The 23,345-nt window shown below is 69.7% G+C and carries 21 protein-coding genes and 1 tRNA gene; 12 read left to right on the top strand and 10 right to left on the bottom strand.

Going from position 1 to position 23,345, the window contains the following annotated elements:
* Positions 1–202: 202 nt before the first annotated feature.
* From ELQ92_RS07355 to galU, 4 genes are all read right to left on the bottom strand, one after another.
* A tRNA-Ala gene (locus ELQ92_RS07355) sits at positions 203–275 on the bottom strand.
* A gap of 103 nt (positions 276–378) precedes the next feature.
* The gene (locus ELQ92_RS07350; protein ID WP_128498340.1) at positions 379–1,326 is read right to left on the bottom strand and encodes a hypothetical protein; all 948 of its coding nucleotides are present in this window, start codon (positions 1,324–1,326) and stop codon (positions 379–381) included.
* Between the two features lie 72 nt (positions 1,327–1,398).
* Positions 1,399–2,061, bottom strand: a complete 663-nt coding sequence (locus tag ELQ92_RS07345; RefSeq protein WP_128498339.1) for a GNAT family N-acetyltransferase — start codon at positions 2,059–2,061, stop codon at positions 1,399–1,401.
* Between the two features lie 30 nt (positions 2,062–2,091).
* Positions 2,092–2,985 carry a UTP--glucose-1-phosphate uridylyltransferase GalU gene (gene galU / locus ELQ92_RS07340; RefSeq protein WP_128498338.1) on the bottom strand — a complete coding sequence of 298 codons (894 nt, stop codon included), beginning with the start codon at positions 2,983–2,985 and terminating at the stop codon, positions 2,092–2,094.
* An 86-nt stretch (positions 2,986–3,071) separates the two neighbouring features.
* Between galU and ELQ92_RS07335 the strand changes: the two genes are divergently transcribed.
* The 3 genes from ELQ92_RS07335 to mscL all read left to right on the top strand — a co-directional run bounded on the left by ELQ92_RS07335 (position 3,072) and on the right by mscL (position 4,672).
* On the top strand, positions 3,072–3,650 hold the full coding sequence (locus ELQ92_RS07335) for a 5-formyltetrahydrofolate cyclo-ligase (RefSeq protein WP_128498337.1): 579 nt from the start codon (positions 3,072–3,074) through the stop codon (positions 3,648–3,650).
* A 103-nt stretch (positions 3,651–3,753) separates the two neighbouring features.
* Entirely contained in the window at positions 3,754–4,164 is a 411-nt protein-coding gene (locus ELQ92_RS07330) for an FmdB family zinc ribbon protein (protein WP_128498336.1), read from the top strand.
* Positions 4,165–4,213: 49 nt separating this feature from the next.
* Positions 4,214–4,672, top strand: coding sequence for a large conductance mechanosensitive channel protein MscL (gene mscL, locus ELQ92_RS07325; protein WP_128498335.1), 459 nt, complete (start codon positions 4,214–4,216; stop codon positions 4,670–4,672).
* Between the two features lie 33 nt (positions 4,673–4,705).
* Here mscL and ELQ92_RS07320 read toward each other — a convergent pair whose 3' ends face one another.
* From ELQ92_RS07320 to ELQ92_RS07305, 3 genes are all read right to left on the bottom strand, one after another.
* The gene (locus ELQ92_RS07320) at positions 4,706–5,509 is read right to left on the bottom strand and encodes a class I SAM-dependent methyltransferase (RefSeq protein WP_128498334.1); all 804 of its coding nucleotides are present in this window, start codon (positions 5,507–5,509) and stop codon (positions 4,706–4,708) included.
* 332 nt (positions 5,510–5,841) lie between these two features.
* Entirely contained in the window at positions 5,842–9,561 is a 3,720-nt protein-coding gene (locus ELQ92_RS07310; protein WP_243694917.1) for an AAA family ATPase, read from the bottom strand.
* Positions 9,562–9,666: 105 nt separating this feature from the next.
* Positions 9,667–10,713, bottom strand: a complete 1,047-nt coding sequence (locus tag ELQ92_RS07305) for an LLM class flavin-dependent oxidoreductase (RefSeq protein ID WP_128498332.1) — start codon at positions 10,711–10,713, stop codon at positions 9,667–9,669.
* A 228-nt stretch (positions 10,714–10,941) separates the two neighbouring features.
* Between ELQ92_RS07305 and ELQ92_RS07300 the strand changes: the two genes are divergently transcribed.
* Both ELQ92_RS07300 and ELQ92_RS07295 read left to right on the top strand, forming a co-directional pair.
* A complete protein-coding gene (locus ELQ92_RS07300; protein WP_128498331.1) occupies positions 10,942–12,102 on the top strand; it encodes a glycosyltransferase family 4 protein in 1,161 nt (386 codons plus the stop codon).
* A 57-nt stretch (positions 12,103–12,159) separates the two neighbouring features.
* A complete protein-coding gene (locus tag ELQ92_RS07295; RefSeq protein WP_128498330.1) occupies positions 12,160–12,591 on the top strand; it encodes a GNAT family acetyltransferase in 432 nt (143 codons plus the stop codon).
* Between the two features lie 20 nt (positions 12,592–12,611).
* Here ELQ92_RS07295 and ELQ92_RS07290 read toward each other — a convergent pair whose 3' ends face one another.
* A complete protein-coding gene (locus tag ELQ92_RS07290) occupies positions 12,612–13,982 on the bottom strand; it encodes an HNH endonuclease signature motif containing protein (protein ID WP_166426731.1) in 1,371 nt (456 codons plus the stop codon).
* Positions 13,983–14,313: 331 nt separating this feature from the next.
* On the opposite strand from ELQ92_RS07290, the gene ELQ92_RS07285 reads away from it, so the two are divergent.
* Both ELQ92_RS07285 and ELQ92_RS07280 read left to right on the top strand, forming a co-directional pair.
* The gene (locus tag ELQ92_RS07285; protein WP_128498328.1) at positions 14,314–15,987 is read left to right on the top strand and encodes an MDR family MFS transporter; all 1,674 of its coding nucleotides are present in this window, start codon (positions 14,314–14,316) and stop codon (positions 15,985–15,987) included.
* On the top strand, positions 15,984–16,472 hold the full coding sequence (locus tag ELQ92_RS07280; RefSeq protein ID WP_243694916.1) for a MarR family winged helix-turn-helix transcriptional regulator: 489 nt from the start codon (positions 15,984–15,986) through the stop codon (positions 16,470–16,472). Before ELQ92_RS07285 ends, ELQ92_RS07280 begins: the two co-directional genes overlap by 4 nt.
* Positions 16,473–16,523: 51 nt before the next feature.
* On the opposite strand, the gene ELQ92_RS07275 is transcribed toward ELQ92_RS07280, so the two are convergent.
* Both ELQ92_RS07275 and ELQ92_RS07270 read right to left on the bottom strand, forming a co-directional pair.
* Positions 16,524–16,946 carry a hypothetical protein gene (locus ELQ92_RS07275; protein WP_128498327.1) on the bottom strand — a complete coding sequence of 141 codons (423 nt, stop codon included), beginning with the start codon at positions 16,944–16,946 and terminating at the stop codon, positions 16,524–16,526.
* A 77-nt stretch (positions 16,947–17,023) separates the two neighbouring features.
* The gene (locus tag ELQ92_RS07270) at positions 17,024–17,689 is read right to left on the bottom strand and encodes a biliverdin-producing heme oxygenase (RefSeq protein ID WP_128498326.1); all 666 of its coding nucleotides are present in this window, start codon (positions 17,687–17,689) and stop codon (positions 17,024–17,026) included.
* A 100-nt stretch (positions 17,690–17,789) separates the two neighbouring features.
* Here ELQ92_RS07270 and ELQ92_RS07265 point away from each other — a divergent pair, with 100 nt between their 5' ends.
* The 5 genes from ELQ92_RS07265 to ELQ92_RS07245 are packed head-to-tail and all read left to right on the top strand — an operon-like array spanning position 17,790 to position 23,247.
* Positions 17,790–18,908 carry a heme/hemin ABC transporter substrate-binding protein gene (locus ELQ92_RS07265; protein ID WP_243694915.1) on the top strand — a complete coding sequence of 373 codons (1,119 nt, stop codon included), beginning with the start codon at positions 17,790–17,792 and terminating at the stop codon, positions 18,906–18,908.
* Positions 18,905–20,035 (top strand): FecCD family ABC transporter permease, encoded by a 1,131-nt coding sequence (locus tag ELQ92_RS07260; RefSeq protein ID WP_128498325.1) that lies wholly within the window; start codon positions 18,905–18,907, stop codon positions 20,033–20,035. Before ELQ92_RS07265 ends, ELQ92_RS07260 begins: the two co-directional genes overlap by 4 nt.
* Complete coding sequence (locus ELQ92_RS07255; protein ID WP_128498324.1) at positions 20,032–20,835, top strand: heme ABC transporter ATP-binding protein; 804 nt, start codon at positions 20,032–20,034, stop codon at positions 20,833–20,835. The genes ELQ92_RS07260 and ELQ92_RS07255 overlap by 4 nt, the downstream gene beginning before the upstream one ends.
* Complete coding sequence (locus tag ELQ92_RS07250) at positions 20,828–21,973, top strand: hypothetical protein (RefSeq protein ID WP_128498323.1); 1,146 nt, start codon at positions 20,828–20,830, stop codon at positions 21,971–21,973. Before ELQ92_RS07255 ends, ELQ92_RS07250 begins: the two co-directional genes overlap by 8 nt.
* On the top strand, positions 21,970–23,247 hold the full coding sequence (locus ELQ92_RS07245) for a hypothetical protein (RefSeq protein ID WP_128498322.1): 1,278 nt from the start codon (positions 21,970–21,972) through the stop codon (positions 23,245–23,247). The genes ELQ92_RS07250 and ELQ92_RS07245 overlap by 4 nt, the downstream gene beginning before the upstream one ends.
* The last annotated feature ends 98 nt before the right edge of the window (positions 23,248–23,345 follow it).

Here is a 23,345-nt window from a genome sequence, read left to right as displayed (position 1 = left end):
GCGACGGAGGCGAACGGCCGGTGAACGGGCTAGCGAGGAGTGCCGCGCCAGGCACCACGACGACCGTCGGATCGCTCCGCGGGGCTCGGATCGCGGCGTGCCGCGCTGACCGGCCGGAGGTCGGGACGACGAGGGACCCGAGGAGTAATTCGGCCTGGAAACACAACATCCCGCCCACGCGCTGCGTGAACGGGATTCTCGGTGGACCTAGGGGGATTCGAACCCCCGACCTCTTCATTGCGAACGAAGCGCGCTACCAACTGCGCCATAGGCCCGAGTGCCTTAAGACACTATCACGATCGGAACGGCCGCTCGGACCGCCCGACGGCTCCCGCCGGGCTCGCCCGAGTCGCACCGACCGACGCGGTGGACGGCCGCTCAGCCGACGAGACGACGACGGCCGAGGAGGTCGGCGGCCGAGATCTCGGACTCGTCGACGACACCCATCCGAGCGAAGCGCGAGTCGACCACTGGCGCCTCCTCGATGGGCGTCGACGCGACAGCCGGGCGCGACTCCGGGGCGGGAGCCTCACGGACGGGAAAGCGCGTCACGGGCGGGGCGAGCTCGGCGGCGCGCTGCGCCATCGCCTCGACGAGGGCTGCGGCACGGAGCCGCTCGTGGGCGTCGGCCTCCGCGATGACGCTCGCGGCGGTCGATCCCTGGGAGAGATGGAGGGGCTTCGGAAGCGCGACCGGCGTCCACGTCGACTCGGGGAAGAGCTCGGCCTCGTACTCGACGAGCTCGGCCGTCGTGTGCACCGCCGTCGTCGCCGGAACGGCCGCAGCCGGGCGAGCGGCTCGCGTCGTGACGCGAGCCATCCGGACGAGCAGCGCGACACACGCGATCGCGGTGGATCCACCCACAGCGAGCACCGGCCACGAGCCGATGGCCGCAAACAGGACGCCGCCCACCGCTGTGACGGCGAGCGACACGAGGAGGACGAGGGTCGTCGTGAGCCGGGCGCGTCGGCGCGACCGCGCGAGCAGCGCGGCGGTTGCCTCCGCGGACCGGACGCGCGACTCGGTCTTGAGCTTGCGAGCGAGCGCCTCGGCCTCCGCCTTCGCGACGGCGGCCTGCTCGGCACGGTGCCTCTTGAGGACGCGCTGCTGCTCGGCCACGCCGCGGGCGTTCGCCTCGATACGGATCTCGTCGGGCACCTGCGCCGTCTCGGCGAGGATGCGCAGGGTCTGCTGGAGACGGACGGCATTGCGTTCGGTCGCGATGAATTCGCTCCGGCGACGCCACGTCGGGATCAGATAGAGGATCCAGAGCGCAGCGGCGATCGCGAACACCACACCACCACTCAGAATTCCACCACCGGCCATGTCCCTAAGGTAAGGGTTGAAGGTTCCCGAAGCCTGACGATGTGATGGGTGTGTTGCGGCGGATCCGGCCGATCAGCCCTCGGGAGTGACGAGAGGGCTCTCGGCGGCTGCACGATCGGCCTCGGGGATCACGGTGGCGCCGCGAGGGACGCGGCCGTCCTTCCACCGCGCGAGCACTCCCCCGGGCACCTCTTCCCGCACGAGGGCGAAGCTGAAGTGGTCTGCCCACGAGCCGTTGATGTGAATGAAACGGCGACGCAGCCCCTCGTAGCGGAAGCCGAGCTTCTCGACGACACGCAGGCTCGCCGCGTTCTCGGGCCGGATGCAGATCTCCATGCGGTGGAGCCCCATCGTGAAGAACACGTGATCGGTCGCGAGCGCCACGCTCGTCGGTGTGATGCCGTGGCCCGCGAATCGCTCCGCGACCCAATAGCCGAGCGTCGCGCTCGAGACCGAGCCGTAGACGATCCCCGAGACGTTGAGTTGCCCCGCGATCTCGCCGCGGTACTCCATGACGAACGGGAGCCCCGTTCCCTGTCGGGCCTGAGACAGCAGGGAGCGGATGCTCCCCCGCATGTCCCACGGCCCGAGCGGCGCGTAGGGATTCGTCGCCTCCCACTTCCGCAGCCAGGGACGGTTCTCCATCAGTTCGCGCTCGACGGCCTTCGCGTCGCGCAATCGGATGGAGCGCATCGAGATGTCCCCATCACGCAGGACGGGAAGCGGCGCCGCCATGGCAGTCCTTCCGCCGGGCCGAGCCGGTGATCAGTCGAGGTTGCCCGCGAAGTCCTTGAGCCACGGGCCGAGGTCGGCGCCGAGGTCCTCACGGTCGAGCGCGAGCTGCACGATCGCCTTGATGTAGTCGAGGCGGTCGCCCGTATCGTAGCGACGGCCGCGGAAGATCACACCGTAGACGCCGCCGGCGATCTCGTCGTCGGCCGCGAGCACCTGGAGCGCGTCGGTCAGTTGGATCTCGTTGCCCTTGCCGGGCTCGGTCTCCTCGAGGACGTCGAAGACCTCGGGTCGCAGAACGTAGCGGCCGATGATCGCGAGGTTCGAAGGCGCGTCCTCCTTGGCCGGCTTCTCCACGAGACCCTTGACCTTGACGACGTCGGGGTCGTCGGTCGCCTCGACTTCGGCCGCGCCGTAAAGGTGGATCGAGTCCGGGTCGACCTCGAGGAGGGCGATGATGGTCGCGTTGCGGCTCTCCTGCTCGTCGAGCATGCGCGTGAGCAGCGGGTCGCGCTCGTCGATGAGGTCGTCTCCGAGGAGGACGGCGAAGGGGTTGTCGCCCACGTGGCTCCGCGCGCGGAGCACCGCGTGCCCGAGGCCCTTCGGGTCTCCCTGACGCAGGAAGTGGATGTCGGCGAGGTCCGTCGACTCCATCACGCGGGCGAGCTTCTTCTCGTCACCCTTGGCGAGGAGATTGTGTTCGAGTTCCGCGACGCGATCGAAGTGGTTCGCGATCATGTTCTTGTTGCGGCCGATGATCATGAGGACGTCGTCGAGTCCGGCGCCCACCGCTTCCTCGACGACGTACTGGATGGCCGGCTTGTCGACGACCGGCAGCATCTCCTTCGGCATCGCCTTGGTCGCCGGAAGGAACCGCGTCCCCAGGCCCGCAGCAGGAATGACGGCCTTTTGCACTCTCTGTCCCATGGTGCCAGCGTATCCGCAAACGGCCAGTCGGCCCCACGCAACTCACAAGGGACACGCCGACGAGACGCCCGAACTAGAATGTCGCCATGACGACCGACACGGAGAACCGCAAACGCGCCCTCCGGGCCGAACTGCGCGAAGGCCGCCGGAACCTCACATCCTCCGAGCAGGAACACGCGTCCGCCGGGCTCACCGAGAACCTGCAGTCCCTCACGCTCGGGCTGAGCGCGCGATCCGTCGCATGCTACCTCTCCGCACCGTCGGAGCCCGATACCCGCCCCTACCTCGCGTGGGCGCGGGCGCAGGGCGTCCGGGTCCTCTTCCCCGTCAGCCGCGAGGACGGCCTGCTCGACTGGACGGTCGGCGAGGACGGTCAGGAGCTCGTCGGCCTGTTCGGGATGCCCGAGCCGTCGGGAGAGCTGCTCAGCCCACTCGCGATCAACGACGTCGACCTGATCCTCGTGCCCGCCGCCGCCATCGGCCGCGACGGCATGAGGATGGGCTGGGGCAAGGGATACTTCGACAAGACCCTCGGCTCGATGGAGAAGTGCCCGCCCGTGTACGCGGTCGTCTACGACTCCGAGTTCGTCGACGAGGTCCCGCGCGAGCGACACGACCAGCCCGTGAACGGCGTCGTCACACCCGATCGCATCATCGACTTCTGACGCTCCGGGCCCACTACGACGACGTCGGTCTCGAGTGGTCACGCCCGCAGCCATGCCCACCAGCACCATTACCAGTACCAGCACCACCGGACGAAAGACACGAATGCCCACCTACGCCTACCGCTGCGCCGAGTGCGGAAACGCCTTCGACATGTACCAGTCCTTCAGCGACGACGCCCTCACCGAGTGCCCCGTCTGCGGCGGTCGACTGCGCAAGGTCTACGGCTCGATCGGCGTGACGTTCAACGGCAGCGGCTTCTACCGCACCGACTCACGCAACGGCACGTCGTCGAGCACAGCCGCCGCGGCTTCGTCCGGCTCCGGGAGCGACTCGGGGTCGAGCTCGTCCTCCGATTCGTCCGCCGGGTCGTCGGGATCGTCCGGTTCGTCCGGTTCGTCCGGCTCGTCCGGCTCGGGTTCGTCCGGCTCGGGTTCGTCGGGTTCGTCCGGCTCCGGTTCGTCCGGCTCGGGTCCGTCCGGCTCCGGGGGCGGCTCGGGTACAACGTCACACTGATCGCCGACCGGCGTTGAGTCCACTCGCGTCAGGGAACGAGGGAACACACATGATCACGGGCTTCAAGGAGTTCATCCTCCGCGGGAACGTCATCGACCTCGCGGTCGCCGTCGTCATCGGTGCCGCCTTCACGGCCGTCGTGACGGCCATCGTCGAGAACCTGTTCAACCCGATCATCGGGGCGATCTTCAACGCTCAGAGCCTGGAGAAGGCTCTACCGGTCGTCATCCCCACCATGAGCGGTGGAGAGTCGATCATGTACGTCGGAGCGATCATCGGCGCGATCCTCAACTTCCTGATCGTCGCCGCGGTCGTCTACTTCGCGTTCGTCCTGCCGATCAACACCCTCAAGAAGCGAGCGGACGACCTTCTCGCCAAGAACCGCCCCGTGGGCGACAACCAGGCCCCGCTCGCTCCCACCGAGGTCGAGCTCCTCGCCGAGATCCGTGATCTGCTCAGCAAGCGCAACGATGAGACCCCGCAGGTGAGGCCGCGACCCGAGGCCTGACCGAGCGAGAAGCCGGGAAACAGAAATCGGGATTCAGGCGACGAGCGACCGGACGGCCCACGCCCGCGAGCGGAGCCGGATCGAGCCGTCCTCGCCGATCGGCAGCTGGCGGTACACCGCCGTCCGAAGGGCGTCGACGGCCGCCGGTTCGAGCGAAGCGACGTACGACGGCGCCGGCCCCTGCCCGCCGAGCAACGGCGACCAGTAGTCGATGAAGTCCCGGAAGGGAGTCTCGATCTCGATCTCGGTGAGTTCGACGTTCGAGAGCCCGGCGGCGCGGAACCGACGGGCGACCTCGTCGGGGCCCCACGAGGCGAAGCGCCGACCCTCATGAAGGCGTCGGGCGACCGGGTCGAGCAGGATGGCGGTATCCCAGAAGAGGCGCATCGCCGACAGTTCGTTCGAGTAGTCCCAGACGTATGCCGCGACGGTCCCCCCGCGGCGCGTCACCCGCCGGCACTCCGCGAGGGCGACGACGGGATCGGCGAGCACGTTGAGGAGCAGGCCCGAGACCGCGGCGTCAACGGATCCATCGGGAAGCCCGACCGACTCCGCTCGTTCGAGGACGAAGTCGACGGTGGCGTCGGGGAGGAGCGTTCGGGCGTACTCGAGGTAGCCGCTCGACGTGTCCGACGCGCGGACGCGGGACGGCCGGGCCTCCGCGACGATCGCCGACGTGAGCGCTCCCGTCCCGCAGCCCGTCTCGAGCCACATCGCCGCCGGGGCGATGTCGAGCCATCGCACGAAGTGCGGAGCGACCCGCCGACTCCAGCGACCGATGTACGGCTCGTAGTGCTCGGCGTTCGTCCACGAGACGGTGGGCGGTGAATGCTGCATCGAACGCGCCTCTCGGGGATGTTCACGTGTGGTCGCCCGTCCCTCACCGGCCGCTGCGCTGTGGGCTGCCCGTGGTGGGCTGCGTCGTAGGCTGCGCGGTTACGACGCACTCACTGTATACACCCGCTCACCAATGCGGGGGAACATCTCGTCGCAAGCGCTCGTCGTTCTCGCCCCGCGGCGCCACTGCGTCGGACGGCGGCGGCGCCTCATCACGCGTGGGGACATCGGGTGAGGGGTCCGTGCCGGGCGCCGGGTCGAGGCGGGCGCGGCGGGAGCCCGCGAGCCGCCGGATGCGCTGGCGTGGAGCGCGAGGATCGTCCGGTACCTGGTCAGGACGCGGCGGCACCCGGGGTCGAGCCTTCCGGGACGGGTGCGCCGAGAATCGACATGATGTTGCGCGCGACGGCCTCGGGGTCCGCGAACAGGTCGAAGCTGTGCACGCGGACGTAGTGCCAACCCAGCCGGCGAAGGACGTCCGGTCGCAGACGGAGGGATTCCCGCAGCGACTCGAGTCCCACCTCGGGGTCAGACTCGATCGCGACCGCCTTCGATCCGTACGCCGCGACCAGGGCGATCGAGCCGCGGTAGCCGATCTCGACGTTCAGGCCGTACCGGTAAAGACGCTCAGCGAGGTCGATGAGCATCGGCTGCGCCCCGTCGGTCGCCGGCGGGCGGGGATCGCGCCGTGGCGGCTCCCGCAGGATCTGCGCGAGAGCGACGATGCCGTACTGCATACGCTCCGGGTCGATGTCGTCCGGCCGGATGCACGAGACGATCACCATCGACCGCCGCGCACGCGTCATACCGACCGCGAGCAGCCGGTCGCCGCCGGGACGGCCGAGCGCGCCGAACGTCGACAGCACACGACCGTGGGGCGTGACTCCGAAACCGAGCGAGAAGATGACACGATCCCGGCTCTCCGCCTCGGACTGCTCGAGCGTCAGCACAGTGAAGGGCTCGGCTCGCTCCCGCAGGATGAACTCCGACAGGTCGCTTCGCCGCGCGAAGGCGTCGAGCACCGCCTGGTGCACCCGGGCGGCGTGCTTCTCGCTCGCGGTCACCACCATCAGGGACTCACGCGGGCGGTTCGTCGCATGCTCGAGCACGAGGCTCACGACGCGGGCGACCTCGGGGTCGACCGACTCGACGGTGCCCGTGACCGGGTCCGGCATGCCGTGCCCGTTCGCGACGTAGTCGAGGGTGAGGGAACCGTGGCCGAGGAACGATCCGGCCCAGGGCATCGAGTCGATCTCCCCGCCGTAGAAGCGCTGGTTGACGAGCTCGGCGAGGTCCTCGCCGCCCGCCCGGTAACTGCGTGTGAGGCCGAGTCCCGGCAGGAGTTCGCCGAGTCGGGCGAACGCGGAACGGGCGGCGAGCTCGTCGACGTCGACGTCGGGCTCGCGCGCTTCGCCGTCGCGCGCCCCGACGGCGATCTGGAACGGCGTGGGGCTCTGCGTCACCGGGTCGCCGAACACGACGACCTGCTTCGCCCGTCGGATGGCCCCGACGTTCTCGGAGAGGAGCGTCGCTCCCCCGTCGAGGAGGAAGACCGCGTCGAAACGGAGCGAGTCCGGAAGCGACGGCACGTCGTACGGCGACATCGCCCAGATGGGCGAGAGCGACCGCGCGAGGTGCGGGGCCGCCCGCTCGACGTCGGCGGGAGTGACCGTGCGGTCGCCGCGGAGCAGCGTGCGCAAGGCGTGAGCCTCGTCCGGCCAGTCCACGAGCCCGATCTTCCACATGTCCGCGAGCATGCCCGCGAGGATCGCTCCCGATGCGGAGGCGTGGGCCTCGTCCACGAGCCGGAAGTCGGACTCGAGCCGGTCGATGACCTGCGTGTTCGCCCCGAGGAGTGCCTTGTCGGTCGAGAGAGCGTTCTCGAGGACCGACTGCCACCACGCGAGCTCGAGTTCATCGGCGACGAGATGCTCGGGCACGTGACGGCTCGAGAGGTCGACCAGGAGGTCGTGCAGACCCTTCTCGCGCAGCTCGGCGATGAGGGTCGTGCGCTCCTGGAGATTGTCCATGACCTGCGACTCTGCCGCGAGACCGGACATCATCCGCACGAGTTCCCGGACCGGAGCAGCCACGAGGCGATCCGACTCGGCTTCCCGCCCGAGGGGAGCGTCGAGCGCGCCGAGGTCGGCGACGACGCGCTGGTAGGCGACCTGGACATCGGCGATGCCGAGGGGAACCTCTGGAGTGACGCCCGCGTCGACATAGCGCTGCCACAGGATGCGCTGCTGCTGGACTCGACGGAGCGCAGCGTTGAGGTCGGAGATGTGCACCCCCGGTCGCACGTACTCCTTCGCGAGCTTCTTGAGTCGCCGGCGGTTCGCCGTCGACATCCCCGGCGACTCTCGCCGCGAATCCGTCGCGGCGATGAGCTCCGCGAGGGACCGGTCGAAGACGGACGGGACGAACTTGTCGAGGGTCTCGCGCACGTCGAGGAGCAGACGCAAGTAGATGCCGAGTTCCTCGAGTGTCTCGAACGGTCGCATGCGCGTCTGCCCGATGAGTTCGTAGCCGCGCTCGAGCAGCCGCGGCAGATCGCTGCGGTTGAGCTTCTTCGCGAGTTCGTGCGTCGCCTTCGCCTCCGCCGTGGTCGCGAAATGCGCGCCGTACCAGGGCGAGTCGCCGGGTCCGTACTGGAATTCGCCGAGGGCAGCGGCGTGTGCGAGGGCCCGAGCCGTCTCGTCACGGCCGTGCGCGAGCCGGACAATGGAGTCCATGCTCAGTCGCGCGGCCGTCGACGGCGGTTCGGGCTTGTTCGCGAGCGCCGTGAGCGCGTCGAGCGCATCGACGACCGAGACGCCGAGCAGGTGGTCGATCGAGACGAGGGACGAGCGGTAGTCGAGCAGGACCTTCCGCAGCCGCACGAGCGCGTCGTCGACGTCGGAGACGCGCGGGGTCTTCGCTTTCTCGTTGCGGGAGATGGCCGTGACGAGGTCGCGGCGCAGCGTCGCCGGATGAGCCGCGAGCCCCGGCAGGCCGACGCCCGTGAACCGGTGCCGCATGCCGTCGAGGCTCGAGCGGCGCGGGCTCACGACGAGCACACGCTTGTGCTTCGAGACGAGTTCACCGAGCGCGTTCACGATCGTCTGGGTACCGCCCGTCCCCGGGAGGGTCCTGACGACGATCGACTGCCCCGCCACGATCTGCGCGATCACGTTCTCCTGCTCGGAGTCGGCGTCGAGGAGGAGCGTGTCGGTCGTCGGGGGTCGCTCGTCCTGCGGGACCGGGTCGACGGGAGAGCTCATGCCCTCGATGAGACGGCGGGAACCGGGATTCCCCGCGAGGGCGTCGAGCACGGGGTGGTCGAGCGAGCGAGCGTCCTGGATGAGGCCGGCGCTCGCGTCCGCGAATGATGAGACGACGAGTCGCGGCTGGACGTTGAACCAGTCGAGGTGGGAGGTGAGGCCGCGCAAGCGGTCGATGACCGGTTGCGGCTTGAAGACGTCTCCCGCGTGGGCGAGGGCCTCGAAGGCCGTCGCGTCGAGCGTGATGCCGAACTGCTCCCGGAGAGACCGCGCGAGTTCCGGGTTCAGGACGGTCGTGCCAGTGAGCTTCAGCTCGAAGTCGTTCCCGTACCGGCGAATGGCGAGGGGGCGCAGGAGGACGGGTGCGCAGAAGTCCTCGCCGTCGTTGCGCCAGTGCGCGAGACCGACAGCGAGGTGCACGGCGTCGATGCCGCGGACGCTGCGCAGCTCGATCCCCTTCGCCGTGATGAGATCCGCGGAGACCTTCGCTCGGCGCAACGCGACCTCGTCGCGGATGAGGTTCGACAGGAGCGTGGACTTGCCGGTGATGAATTGCGGCAGGCCGCCGGGGTGGGTCGCACTCAACTCGATCGCGGTGTGCGCGGCGTCCACGAAATGCAGGAGCGGCGAGCGCCCACCCACCTCGGCGAGTTCGGCTCGCCACTGCTCACGCGTCCGGTCTGCGACATTCGCGACGGTCACCGATGGGTCACCGATGGAGAGGTCGTGCGGCTGGGTCGTGTTGGGACCGAGCACGCCGTCTCCGACGGGGTCCTCGTTCTCGAGCACGCCGTCATCGTTTCGTCGATCTAGCCTCCACACACGGCCACAATAGGCGTGTACTCCTCCGAATCCCGGTAATCCGCGCCGACGCGCGGCCGATTGGGGTCCGGATCAGAGCTCGACGGCGCCGAGAAGGTGCTGAACTCGCGGGGCGACCTCGGAGCCGTACAACTCGATGCTGTGCATGAGGTTCTCGTGCGGCATGGTGCCGTTCGCGTACTTGAGGTCGAAGCGGTCGAGCTCGAGGAGCTTCGCGGCGCGTGCGATCTTCGTCGCGACGGTCTCGGGAGAGCCCACGTAGAGCGCGCCCTCGGGTCCGGCCTCGGCCTCGAAGCGGTCACGCGTGATGGGCGGCCAGCCCCGCTCGCGTCCGATGCGGTCGAGCAGGACGCGGTAATGCGGCCACAATTCGTCCTTCGCCTGCTCGTCGGTGTCGGAGACATGCCCGGGCGAGTGCACGCCGATCGGCTGGAGCGGCTGCCCGAACTGCTCGAGTGCCTGCTTGTAGAGACGTACGAACGGAGCGAAACGGTGCGGTTCGCCGCCGATGATCGCGAGCATGAGAGGGAAACCGTAGTGGGCGGCGCGGACGACCGACTCCGGGCTCCCGCCGACGCCGATCCAGGTCTTCAGGAGCCGGTTCTCGAGCGGCGGGTACACCGATTGGTTCGACAGTGGAGCGCGGGTGTTGCCGGTCCAGGTGATGGGTTCCTGCTTGCGAACCTCGGCGAAGAGTTGGAGCTTCTCCTCGAACAGTTCCTCGTACTGCGACAGCTCGAAGCCGAAGAGCGGGAAGGACTCGGTGAAGGAGCCGCGCCCGAGGATGACCTCGGCGCGACCGTTCGAGACCGCGTCGAGCGTCGCGAAGCGCTGGAAGACGCGGAGGGGGTCGTCGGAGCTCAGCACGGTCACGGCGGTGCCGAGGTGGATGTGCTTGGTCTGCGCCGCGATCGCGGCGAGCAGCACCTCGGGTGCCGACACGGCGAAGTCCACCCGGTGGTGCTCTCCGATTCCGAAGTAGTCGAGGCCGAGGCTGTCCGCGAGCCTCGCCTGTTCGACGAGGTTGCGGAGCACCTGGGCGTGCGGCAACGTCTCACCCGCCGCGTCGACGCTCACGTCTCCGAACGTGTCCAGACCCAGTTCGAGCGTTGTCGTCATCGTCCTCATCCTCTTCCCCGCGCTGGTCGCTGTCCGGCGACCGCGCAAACCTATTCACTTGAATCTATCTGACGGCCACAACCCGGCTCGCACCCACGGTATTCCTCCTGTTTGCTCCTGCTGCCCCCGAGCCCGCGCCGACCTCCGTCACGCGAAGGTCATCCCGCCGTCACCTCCCGTCCTCCTCACGATCACTCCCCCGTCGCACCGACGGCGCATCGTCGAAGCATGCGGATCGCGATCGTCGCCGAATCCTTCCTCCCTCACATGAACGGGGTGACCCACTCGCTGCTGCGCGTGATGGAGCACCTCACCGAACGCGGTGACGAGATGATCGTCATCGCCGCTCGCAGCGGGCATCTGACGCCCGAGGAACACGCCGGAGTGCGCGTCGACCAGGTGCCGTCGTTCACGCTTCCGCGTTATCCGAGTGTGCGCGTCGCCCCCGGCGGGTCGCGTCGCCTCATGACGACCCTCGATCGCTTCCGGCCGGACGTGGTCCACCTCGCGTCGCCCTTCGTCCTCGGATGGCGCGGGCTGCTCGCGGCGCAGACCCTCGGCGTTCCGACCGTCGCGGTGTACCAGACGGAGATCCCCGCCTACGCCGCCCGATACGGCATCCCCTACGCCGAGGAGCTGCTGTGGCAGCACGTCGACCGCATCCACACGCAGTCGACCCTCACGCTCGCACCATCGAGCGCCGCCATCCGGCAGCTCGAGGAGCGCAACATCGATCGCGTCCGGCTCTGGGTACGCGGCGTCGACTCCGAGCGGTTCGATCCCGCACGGCGTTCGGAGAACTGGCGGCGGTCGGTCGCACCGAACGGCGAGCGCCTCGTCGGCTACGTCGGCCGCCTCGCCGCGGAGAAGCAGCTCGAGGACCTCGCGGCGCTCTCCGACGTCCCGGGCACGCGACTCGTGATCGTCGGGGACGGTCCGGTCGGGCCCTCGCTCCGTCGCCTCCTGCCCAACGCGCACTTCACCGGGTTCCTCGGCGGTGACGACCTCGCGACCGTCATGGCGAGCCTCGACGTCTTCGTGCACCCCGGCGAGTCCGAAACGTTCTGCCAGACCATCCAGGAAGCCATGGCGTCGGGGGTGCCGGTCGTGGCGACGGGCCGCGGCGGGCCTGTCGATCTCGTCGACTCGAGCCGCACGGGATGGCTCTACACTCCGGGAGATCTCGCGGAGATGGCGTCTGCCGTCCGGGACCTCGTCGGCGACGACGGGAAGCGGGCGGCCTTCGGTCGAGCCGCGCGCGAGGCCGTTCGCACGCGCACCTGGAAGAGCGTCACGGGCGCTCTCGTGGGTCACTACAGCGACGCGATCGAGTCGGCGTCGGGGTCCCCCGTCCGGATGCCGAAGCGCCGGCGGTCCGGGCGCGCGTAGCTCGGCCCGGGGTCGCGCCGTTTCGTCGGCGCTCCTCCGGGCTGGAAGACTGAACGGATGCGTATCCGTTCGTTCCAGCGTTCCGACACGGAGACCGTCGTGGCCCTGTGGGAGGCGTGCGGGCTCACCCGACCGTGGAACGACCCTCATCGCGACATCGAACGGAAACTCACCGTCCAGCCGGAACTCTTCCTCGTCGGTGAGATCGACTCGGAGAACGGCGCTGGACGGGTCGTGGGAAGCCTCATGGCGGGGTACGAGGGACACCGCGGCTGGCTCAACTATCTGGCCGTCGCTCCGCTCCACCGTGGTCGCGGCTTCGGCCGCCTCCTCGTCGCTGAAGCGGAGACGATGCTCGAGGAACTCGGCTGCCCCAAGGTGAACCTGCAGGTGCGCGCCGACAACACCGAGGCCATGCGCTTCTACGAATCCCTCGGCTACGCGCCCGACGGCTCCGTGAGCATGGGTAAGCGCATGATCCCGGACTGACACCGGCACACACGACTCCTTCATCCGGTTGCCGGAAGCGGTGGTCGTGCCCGTGACTTCGTGACATGCGTCCACTCGTGGTGCCCCGGTCCGCGGACATGGGGGACTCCGTTCGGCATACTGATCCGCCACGGCCCGGAGTCGATGTTCTGGTGGTGTCCCCAACACAAGAGGACGCCGTTGTCGACGTGGGTTCGGCCGCCGTCTCGATAGGGGATCACATGGTGCACTTCGCACCATCCGGCGGGGATGGAGCAACCGGGGATGATGCACCCGCCGTCGCGTCCGATGATCGCCCGACGCTGGGTCCCGTTGAAGCACCGCTGCACCGAACTGAGCGAGAGGATGCGTCCGGTGGGCCCGAAGGTCTCGAGCTGGAAGCCCCCGGTGTCGATCATCCGCTCGATGGTCGCGACGGGGACCGGGGTGTCGAGGCCGTCGATCGATCCGACACCGTTCGGGTCGGCGAGATCGGCCGCCGTGACCGTGACGATGACCGCGGGTGCGGCACCGCCGAGCTCGGGTGCATCGGCGACGCGGGCGGCGGCGTTGATGATTGACGCGAAGATGTCGTGGCGTTTCTGGTCGATGGTGCGCACATCGGAATGGTCCCTGAACGACGCCTCCGGGTCGGCGTCCGGGTCGCTGAACGCCGGGCTGCGCAGATGGGCGTCAATGAGACGCTTCAGTCCGGCGCCGACTTCTGCCTTGAGGTCTCCGCTGATCGGAATGAGGCCGTCCGCCGTCTCCTTCCCGATGTGGAGCTTGCGATGCTTCCGGGCGCGCTCCTCCTTCGGGCGGGCCCCGTCCGGGTCGATGCGGGCGATGAACAGCGCCGCCTGCGCGCGGACGAGGTCGACGCACAGCGGAGGGTGTTCGTCGGCCCCGGCGGCGAGAAGCACGAGGCCGCGTTCTGCTTCCTCGAGGACCTCGGGTGAGACGCGTCCGGCGACGCTGTCGAGTTCGCGGACCAGCAACTCGGCGGCCTCGACACCCAGATGCCCACGAGCCACGGCGTCGGCGATGTGGCGATGGCGTGGGGGGAGTTCGGCGCCGGTGAGGGCGATCGTGGGTGTGATCGCTTCGCCGATGCGGATGCGTCTCTTTGCAGCGACGACGGACACTCCGGTGGCCGCGGCGAGACCGTCCGCCGGTGTGGCGTGTCCGAGCTGGACGAAGGTGTCGATGGGGCCGCCGGAGCGAGACCCGGCGTCGGCGGCGAGCCGGTGTCGGAGCCCGTCTACGAGGCGGCCGAGATCTTCCGCTTCGCGGAGAAGTGTGAGGTAGTCGTCGCCTGACAGGCGAGCGGGGACGAGGGCGTCGAGAGGCTCCGTGAGGTCACCGATCGCGTGTGCGATCGCCGACCTGAGTGCTGTCTCGTGTTCCCCCATAGGAGCAGTGAACACCATGCCACCGACATTCGATCCGGGCGGTGAGTGGCAGTGGAGAACCTGGTGGATGGCGGTTTTGTGGACGACGGGTTGCGTTCTCGAAATGACGCCCTTCGACACGTTGAGGAACCGCCCTTCGACAGGCTCAGGGACCGACATCGGTCGGGTCGCGATCTGCGCGCATGACGTACCGAATTGCATGACACGGTGTTATAGTTGACTGTTGCCAACTATTGACGGGAGTCAGATGTCACGCGGGGATGAGAGCGCGAAGCGCAGTACGAACACACCGGCCACGAGCACCGCGGCCGAGGGCTCGCCCGACGGATCCATGAACCATCGCCAGGTGCTGCAGGCCCTCTCCGGCCTCCTCCTCGGCATGTTCGTGTCGATCCTCGCGGGAACGGTCGTGTCGACGTCGCTGCCGCTCATCATCTCCGAGCTCAAGGGCGATCAGTCCGCATACACCTGGGTCGTCACCGCGACACTGCTCGCCACGACGGTGTCCACGCCGCTGTGGGGCAAGTTCGCCGACCTCTTCAACCGCAAGCTCCTCATCCAGCTCGCCCTCGGGCTTTTCGTGCTCGGCTCGGCGGCCGCCGGGTTCGCCCAGAACACCGACTGGCTCATCGTCTTCCGTGTCTTCCAGGGCCTCGGCGGCGGCGGACTCGCGGCGCTCAGCCAGATCATCATGGCCGACATCATCAGCCCGCGTGAGCGTGGACGCTACGCCGGCCTCTTCGGCGGCGTCATGGCCGTCGGCACCGTCGGCGGCCCGCTCCTCGGTGGGCTCATCACGGACGCGTTCGGCTGGCGGTGGAACTTCTTCGTCGCTCTCCCCGTCGCGATCGTCGCCATCATCATGCTCCAGGCCACGCTGCACCTCCCCAAGCGGGCGAAGCGCAAGGTCACGATCGACTACGCGGGCGCCGTCCTCATCGCCGGCGGCGTCTCCCTCTTCCTCATCTGGATGTCGATGGCCGGCAAGCAGTTCGAGTGGATGTCGCTCGAGACGCTCATCATGGTGACCGGGGCGATCGTGCTCCTCGTCGCCGCGGTCATCGTCGAACTGAAGGCCACGGAGCCGATCATCCCGCTCTCGATGTTCCGCAACCGCACCTTCACGCTCGCGGTCATCGCGAGCATCTCGGTCGGCGTCTCGATGTTCGGAACCGCCGTCTTCCTCGCCCAGTACATGCAGTTGGCCCGCGGAGCGACGCCGACGCAGTCAGGCCTCCTCACCATCCCGATGATGGCGGGCCTCCTCATCGCGTCGGCGGTGTTCGGAGCGATCATCAGCAAGCGCGGGCGATGGAAGGCCATCATGGTGACCGGCGGCGCACTGTCCGTGGTCGGGACCGCCCTGTTGAGCACCCTCCACTACGACACCCCCTTCGTGCTCGTGGCCATCTACATGTTCGTACTCGGCGCGGGACTCGGCATGCTCATGCAGAATCTCGTGCTCGTCGTGCAGAACTCGATCGAGGTGCGGAACCTCGGCGTCGCGACGAGCGCCGTCACGTTCTTCCGCAGTCTCGGCGGCACGGTCGGCGTCTCCGTCCTCGGCTCGATCCTCGGAACGGTCGTCGCCGATGGGATCAAGGACGGCATCGCCGACCTCGCTCCCGAGCAGCAGGCGGTGGCCGCGCAGGCGCTCGGCAGCGGCACGATCCCGCAGGTCAACCAGCTCCCGGAAGCGATCCGCGTCGTCGTCGAGAGCGCTTACGGCACGGGCGTCGGCCAGGTGTTCTTCTACAGTGTCCCGCTCGCGATCATCACCCTGATCGCCGTCGCATTCCTTCCGAACGCCCGTCTCGGTACCATGAATGCGGTGCAGCGACACGGCGCTTCCGAGAACACGGAGGCCGAGAGCGAGTTCGCGGTCGCGGAGGACGCACTCATCGACGCCTCGACCGCTTCGGTCGCCCTCCCCCCGGTCGGCACCTCGCACCCCGACGGTCGGCGGTCCGACGACGAGAGTACTGACGGAGGCCGATCGCGATGATGTTCCCCGAGGTCGACGGCGGCACAAGCCGGGCGGAGCAAGCGGCATCCCCGATCCACGAGGTCGAGGAGCAGATGAGCGTGCTCGCCGGCAAGATCCGCGCGAGCATCCGCAACGCGGCCGCCGCCGTCGACCCGTCGCTCCAGCCGTTCGGGCTCAAGATGCTGCGCATCCTCGAACGCCACGGACCCGTGCACGCGGGAGCGGCGGCGGAGATGCTCTCGGTCGACCGCACCGCCATCAGCCGGCAGTCGCGCCAGCTCGAGGATCTCGGACTCGTCGCGACGCGGTCCGACCCGGAGGACCGTCGGGCGCGCTTCATCGAACTCACCGACCACGGCCGCGAACGGCTCCGGAACGCGGGTCCGACAGGCTTCAACTCCCTCCAGCGTGTTCTCGGCGAATGGAGCGACGACGACCTCCGCCAGTTCGCCGCCTACCTCGCCCGCTGGGTCGAGGGCTGGGACGCCCTCGACGCGGAGTGACGAGGCATCAGCCCCGGAGCGCAGCGGGTGCAGCGGGCGCCAGGCCCCGCCTCAGCTGACCGACTCGATGAGCTCCAGCAGCGCTTCGCCGTACGCCTCGGCGGCGTGGTCGCTCGAGTAGGTGCGCTCCTCGCCATCGATCCGCGCCGTGACCCTGTAGACGGTTCGACCCCGGAGTCCCTCCTGCACGCGCGCGAGTGAGACGAAGGCGCCTCGCAGCAGCTCGCGGAGCTGGTCCTCCCGCGGCAGCCACAATGCGTCGTCGAGGGAGACCGAGTCGAGTGCCCACTCCGTCGTCCCGTTGAAGCCGAGGATCGTGCCGCTCGGATAGTGGTGCGGCTCGATCGTCATGTCGCTGACCGTGAAGACGTCGCCTTCGAAGTCTTCACGGGCGATCTGGAACGCGTCGCCCGACGAGGGCGCCCACGTGAGGCCGGCGGTGCGGAGGCGGGAAGCGAGGGCGGTGGAGATCATTACCCCATCCTGTCGCGTGCCGCGGGGATTCCGCTGAGTCGGCGGTGCGACGCCGACCCAGCGGAAGATCCAGACCCTCACCGAGCCGACGTCGCCGCCCCGAGATCGTCGAAGACGGCCGTGTTCGCGTCGAACGCCGCTCGCGCCTCAGCGACGAGGACCTTGCGCTCCGTCGCGTCGAGCTCCATGGCGTCGAGCGCCTCGCGGTAGCCGCGCTTGTAGGGCACGAGGGGGCCGAGATCATCGAAGCGGAAGAACGACAACTGCTGCTCGGTAGCTCCGTAGTGCCGCCGCAGCATGGTCGCCATGACCTGGCCACCGGACAAGTCGCCGAGGTAACGCGTGTAGTGGTGGGCGACGAGCCGGATCGGTTCGTTTCGGGCGATCGTCCGCAGGTGATCCGCGTACGCGACCGATGCCGGCAGCGCCGGGACCCGCTCGCGCCAGTCTGCGGCACCGAGAGCGGCGAGATCATCATCGATCGCCGACGCCCGGTGGAGTCGGCGGTCCTGGAGCACGGCGGGGTCCGAGGGCACCACGGCTCGCGATTCGAGAGCCGCATAGATCCGTGCGAACTGGCCGAGATAGAGCGTGTAGGCGGCGAGATCGAGTTTCCCGCCCATGAGAGCTGTCATGAACGGACGGGACTCAGCGGCGCGATGCTGCGCGTCGGTGGCCTCACGAAGAAGGGCGGCCACACCAAGCGAGGGAAGCTCGGCGACGAAAGCGGTCCGGGTGTCCATGTCGCCACTCTACGGCAAAGGGTAGGTTTACCTAAGTACTCAATCTCATTAGGGTGGGCATACCTTCCTTCCCTTCCCCGTTCGAGAGATCAGCACCGACGTGACCGCCCTTCGCCGTTCCCCGTTCCTCCCCGTCATCGCCTCTCTCGCCCTCCTGCTCACGGGGCCGGTCCTCGCCGGATGCACGTCCGCGACGGCCGGCGACGATTCCTCCGGGGCGGCCACGCCGCGCCTGGCCGAGGTGACCCCCCTCGACGATCCACGAGCCTGGGAGGGCCCGAGTTCCGCCGTCGCCCCCTCCTCCCCCGTCGACCCCGTCTCGGAGGGCGAGCAGTCCCTCCCCGTAACAGTGACGGACCGGCAGGGCACGACCGTCGCGATCGACGACACCTCCCGCATCCTCGCCCTCGACATCTACGGCTCGCTGTCGCGCACCGTGTTCGAGCTCGGATTCGGCGACCAGGTCGTCGGCCGGGACGTCTCGAGCGACTTCGCCGAGATCGCCGACCGGCCGCTCGTGACGCAGAACGGTCACGACCTGAACGCGGAGGCGATCCTCGAGCTCGCGCCCACGCTCATCATCACCGACACGGGCCTCGGCCCCTGGGACACGGTCCTGCAGATGCGCGACGCGGGAGTCGACGTCGTCGTCGTCGACTCCCACCGCGCGATCGACTCGATCGGCTCGCTCGTCGGAGACGTCGCCGCGGCGCTCGGCGTCCCCGAGCGGGGCGCGCTGCTGGCGGAACGCATCTCGGCGGCGGTCGACGAGACCGTCGCCGAGATCGCGGGCATCACGCCGGCCGACGGCGAGAAACTCCGGATGATCTTCCTGTACGTGCGGGGACAATCGGGCGTCTACTACATGTTCGGTGAGGAATCCGGGGCCGATGCCCTCATCACGGCTCTCGGCGGAGTCGACGTCTCATCGGAGATCGGCTGGTCGGGGATGCGACCGATCACCGACGAGGGACTCGTGGCGGCGAACCCCGATCTCGTCCTCGTCATGACGGGCGGACTGGAATCGGTGGACGGGGTCGACGGCCTGCTCGACGCCGTCCCCGCCCTCCAGCAGACCCCCGCCGGCGAGCACCGTCGCGTCGTCGACATGGCGGACTCCCAGATCCTGAGCTTCGGACCCGACACCGCTCGTGTCCTCGAGGCGCTCGCCGTCGCGGTCTACGCGCCGGACGCGGCAGCCGCCGGCGCCGCGGGATGAGCGCCGCCGCCACCGCACTCGGACCCGCGCGGTCGAGCGCGCCGGTCCGGGTCCACTCGGCCGGTCCGCGGCGAGTGCTCGTGCTGACGCTCGGCGTGGCCACGGTCGTCCTCGCGGTCGTGTCGGCGGGGCTCGGTCAACTGGCGATCTCCGTTCCGGAGATCCTCGGTTCGCTCGCGGCGCACACGAACGACGCGCTCGCCTCGATCGGTTGGTCGGCGGTCGTGCTGCCGGAGGCGGCCACACCGGCACACCCGAACGCCGATGCGACCCTCTGGATGATCCGCTTCCCCCGCATCGCCATGGCTCTCGTCGTCGGAGCGGCACTCGCCGTGGGGGGCGCTCTCATGCAGGGCGTCTTCCGGAACCCGCTCGCGGAGCCCGGTGTCGTCGGAGTGTCGTCGGGCGGGGCCGTCGCGGCCTCGATCGCGATCCTCACGGGGGCCTCCTTCGCCGGGCCCCTCACCTCGCCCCTGTTCGCCTTCGTCGGAGGGCTCGCCGCGACCTTCCTCGTCTACTTCGCCGCGCGTTCCGGCGGTCGCACCGAGGTCGTCACGCTCGTCCTCACCGGTATCGCCGTCAACGCGGTGTGCGGGGCGGGGATCGCGCTCGCGACCTTCCTCTCGACGACGCAGCAGCGGGAGCAGATCGTGTTCTGGCAGCTGGGCTCGCTCAACGGCACGCGCTGGCAGGACGTCGCGATCGTGCTGCCCATCACGATCGTCGGGATCATCGGCGCGCTCACGCTCTCCCACCGCCTCGACCTCCTCGCCCTCGGCGAGCGCCAGGCGCACCACCTCGGCGTCTCGATCGAGAGCACGCGCGTGATCGCGATCGTGCTCGTCGCGGTGCTGACAGCCGCGGCGGTGTCGCTCTGCGGCATCATCGCGTTCGTGGGACTCGTCGTCCCGCACCTCGTCCGTCTCGTCCTCGGGCCGGCACACCGCGCGCTCCTCGCCGTGAGCGCTCTCGGCGGCGCCTTCCTGCTCCTCGCCGCCGACACCGTCGCGCGCACGGCCGTCCCGTACGCGGATCTCCCGATCGGCATGCTCACCGCGCTGGTCGGCGGCCCCTTCTTCTTCTGGCTGCTGCGTCGCGCTCGCGTGCGGTCGGGAGGCTGGGCATGAGCGCCGTCCTCGAGGCCCGCGGTCTCCACGTCCGCTACGGCGAGCGCGAGGTGCTCGCGGGAGTGGACGTCGCGATCGTGCCCGGCGAACTCGTCGCGCTCGTCGGACCGAACGGAGCGGGGAAGTCGACCCTCCTGCACGCGCTCTCGGGCGACATCGACCCGTCCTCCGGAACCGTGGAGCTCGACGGACGGCCGCTCGGGACCGTCCGGGCTCTCGACCTCGCGCGTCGCCGCGCCGTGCTCACGCAGTCGAACGAGGTGTCCTTCCCGTTCACCACCCTCGAGGTCGTCGAGATGGGCCGCGCCCCCTGGCGCGGCCGCCCCGAGTCGGACGAGGACGACGCACGGATCGCCGCGGCCGTCGAGGAGGCCGAGATCGGTACCTTCCTCGAACGCCGTGTCACGGAGCTCTCCGGCGGTGAGCGCGCTCGCGTCGCCTTCGCCCGTGTCCGGGCGCAGGCCTGCGAGGTGATCCTCCTCGACGAACCGACGGTGAGCCTCGACATCCGTCACCAGGAACGCGTCCTCCTCCGCCTCGCCGAGCACGCGCGGTCCGGAGGGGCCGTGATCGTCGTCCTGCACGACCTCGACCTCGCGGCGGCTTACGCCGACCGGGTCGTCGTCCTCGACGGAGGGCGGGTGCGTGCGGCCGGCCCTCCGTCGGAGGCCTTCTCGTCCGAGCTCCTCTCCGACGTCTACCGTCATCCGCTCTCCGTGCGGGTCGTCGACGGCGACGTCCACGTCCGTCCCCTCCGCCCCGTCTCCCGCTCTCGAAAGGAGCACTCGGCGCATGCCTGACCGCCTCCCCCTCGGCCCCCGATCACACCGTCGCGTCGCGCTTCGTCGCGTCGTGCTTCGCCGGCCCGTCGGGCTCCTCCTGGCCGCCCTCCTGGGGTCGAGCGCCCTCGCGCTCTCGCCGCTCTCCGCCGGTCCGGCGTCGGCCGCCGCGCGCGTCACGATCGAGGGGGCCGCGAACGCCTCCCCCGACGCCGCGACGCCGGTGACCGTCTCGGGCTCGGGCTTCCAATCGATCACCGGGGGCTTCGGCGGCGTCTACGTCCTCTTCGGCTGGGTCGCGGACGCCTCGTCCTGGCGCCCGAGCAACGGCGGCGAGGTCGGGAGCGACTACCGGTACGTGCCCGACCAGGAGTCGAAGGAGAACCACGGCTTTCAGCGTTTCCTCGCGTTCCCCGGCAGCGACACTGAGGACGCGGCGAACGCGGTCATGGGAACCGACGGCTCGTGGCGCGTCGACATGGTCGTGCCCGGAGCGACCTTCGAGAGCCAGGACCGCGACGGCGGTGTCAGCGAGGTCGACTGTCTCGAGGTGACGTGCGGGATCATCACGATCGGCGCCCACGGCGTCAAGAACGCCAACAACGAGACGTTCACGCCGATCGAGTTCGCCTCGGCCCCCGCCACGGTCGGCGGCGAGGCGGCGGGCGGAGCCGTGGACGAGGGCGACGGCGCGGTGACGACCACGGGCACCGCCGCGGCCGCTGCACGAGTCGGCTACACGACGACGACCGCCATCCCGGGCCACGCGCTCAGCTTCACGGGCCAGGGATTCTCGCCGGGCGAACTCGTCGTCGCGACGCTCGACGACGGCGTCTCGGCCGTCGGTCCCCTCACTGCCGGGCCGTCCGGTGAGATCGCCGGGGTCCTTCCCCTTCCGGGAGACCTCCGGGTCGGTACGCACCTGCTCACGCTCACGGGCGCGGCGTCGGGAGCGGTCGCCGAGAGCGACGTGACCGTGACCGCGGATCCCGCGAGCGTGGCGACCACGGCGACGGCCGTCGCCCCTCCGACGTGGCCGTACGTGGTGCTCGGGGTGTCGATCCTCGTGGCCCTCGTGCTCGTGCTCCTCAGCATCGTGACGTCGATCCGGCGCGCACACCGCCGGCGGGCGCTGCGTGGCACGGAGGTGGCGGCGTGAAGCGGCGCGGTACGGGCCGGCGCACGCTGTCCCGGCTCGTGGCGGCCCTCGTCGTCGCGGGGACCGTCGCCGTCGCGACGGCGCTCTCCGCGGGCACGGCCGTCGTCGCGTCGACGGATCCCGACGACGACGGCGTCCCCATCGACGTCCGGGTGCCGGAGGCGACCGAGCCGCCGACGCCCGGCGACGCGACGGTCGACGACGCGCAACTGCGTTGGGGGTTGAGCCGCGAGGCGAGCGGCGGCGCGTTCGCGGGCGGCTGCAACTTCCTCTCCGCCGGCGTCGCGGGCGATTCCGGCGGAGCCCGCGTGTGGGGCGCCGACGACGGACTCTACGCCTCGCGCTCCGGTGACGTCACGATCGTGAAGGCGACGTCCGGCGGCGAGTGGGAGGAGGCGTCGTTCGCGACGAAGTGCCTCGACGCCGCCGGCAACACCGTGACGGCGGCGTCGCTGACCTCGTCGACCGATTCCCAGGTCGTCTTCTCGGGCGGCACCGGCACGATCGGCGACGACCGAGTGGACCTGCGCTGGACCGGTGCGTTCACCGTCGCCTTCTACGGCGGGATGACCTACTGGAGCGCGAGCGACCCGATCCTCACGGTGGACGCGGAGGGCACGGGCCGACTCACGGCGACCCTCAGCGGCTACGGCACGAGCATGGAGGACATGTCGAAGTGGGAGCCGATCCCCGGCCGCACCGTCGTGCTCGCCGAGCTCCGCGACGTGCCCCTCGCCGACGGCGGCTTCCAGATCCTGCCCGAGTACCTCGGCGTGGCGGCCCCCGGAGCCGGGCAGGTCGAGCGCACCGACGCCAACGCACCCTTCTGGGGGTCGTTCCCGGCGAGCTTCCTCGGCTTCCAGAAGCTCACGGGGCAGACGGGCTACTGGCTGACCTCGGGCGGGCAACGCGACCCCGCCAAGCCGGCCACCCTCCTCACCATCAACGCGGATGCGAGGGCTCCGGCGATCGTCCCGACGACGGGAGGCTCGGGGGGAGGCAGCGGGACGACGAGCGGCGGAACGACGACTCCACGGAACGGTGCGACCATCGCCCCGGCCGCAACGACGGGCGCTCCGGAGGCGGTGGCACTCGGTCCGGCGCAGGCGCCGTCGACGGTGCAGCGGTCAGGAGCCGCACTCGTGCCCGCCGCGACCGACCCGCTCGTCCCGCTCGTGCTCCCGCTCGGCGGCAGCGTCCTCGCGGTACTCGTGAGCATCCTCGCGTCCCTCCACCTCGGTGGTCGGCTGCGGTTCCCCTGGTCGCTCGCCTGAGCCGGAACTGCCCGCGCGGCGTGCGCTGAGGACGCCCCCAGACGATCGAGCGCTACCGATGCAGCCGAGCGCGCCACGAAAACGTGGCGCGCTCGGCT

Source organism: Labedella populi (assembly GCF_004078655.1).
Lineage (GTDB): Bacteria > Actinomycetota > Actinomycetes > Actinomycetales > Microbacteriaceae > Labedella > Labedella populi.
The sequence above is the reverse complement of the archived record's forward strand: the minus strand, read 5'-3'. Positions and strand labels throughout refer to the sequence as shown.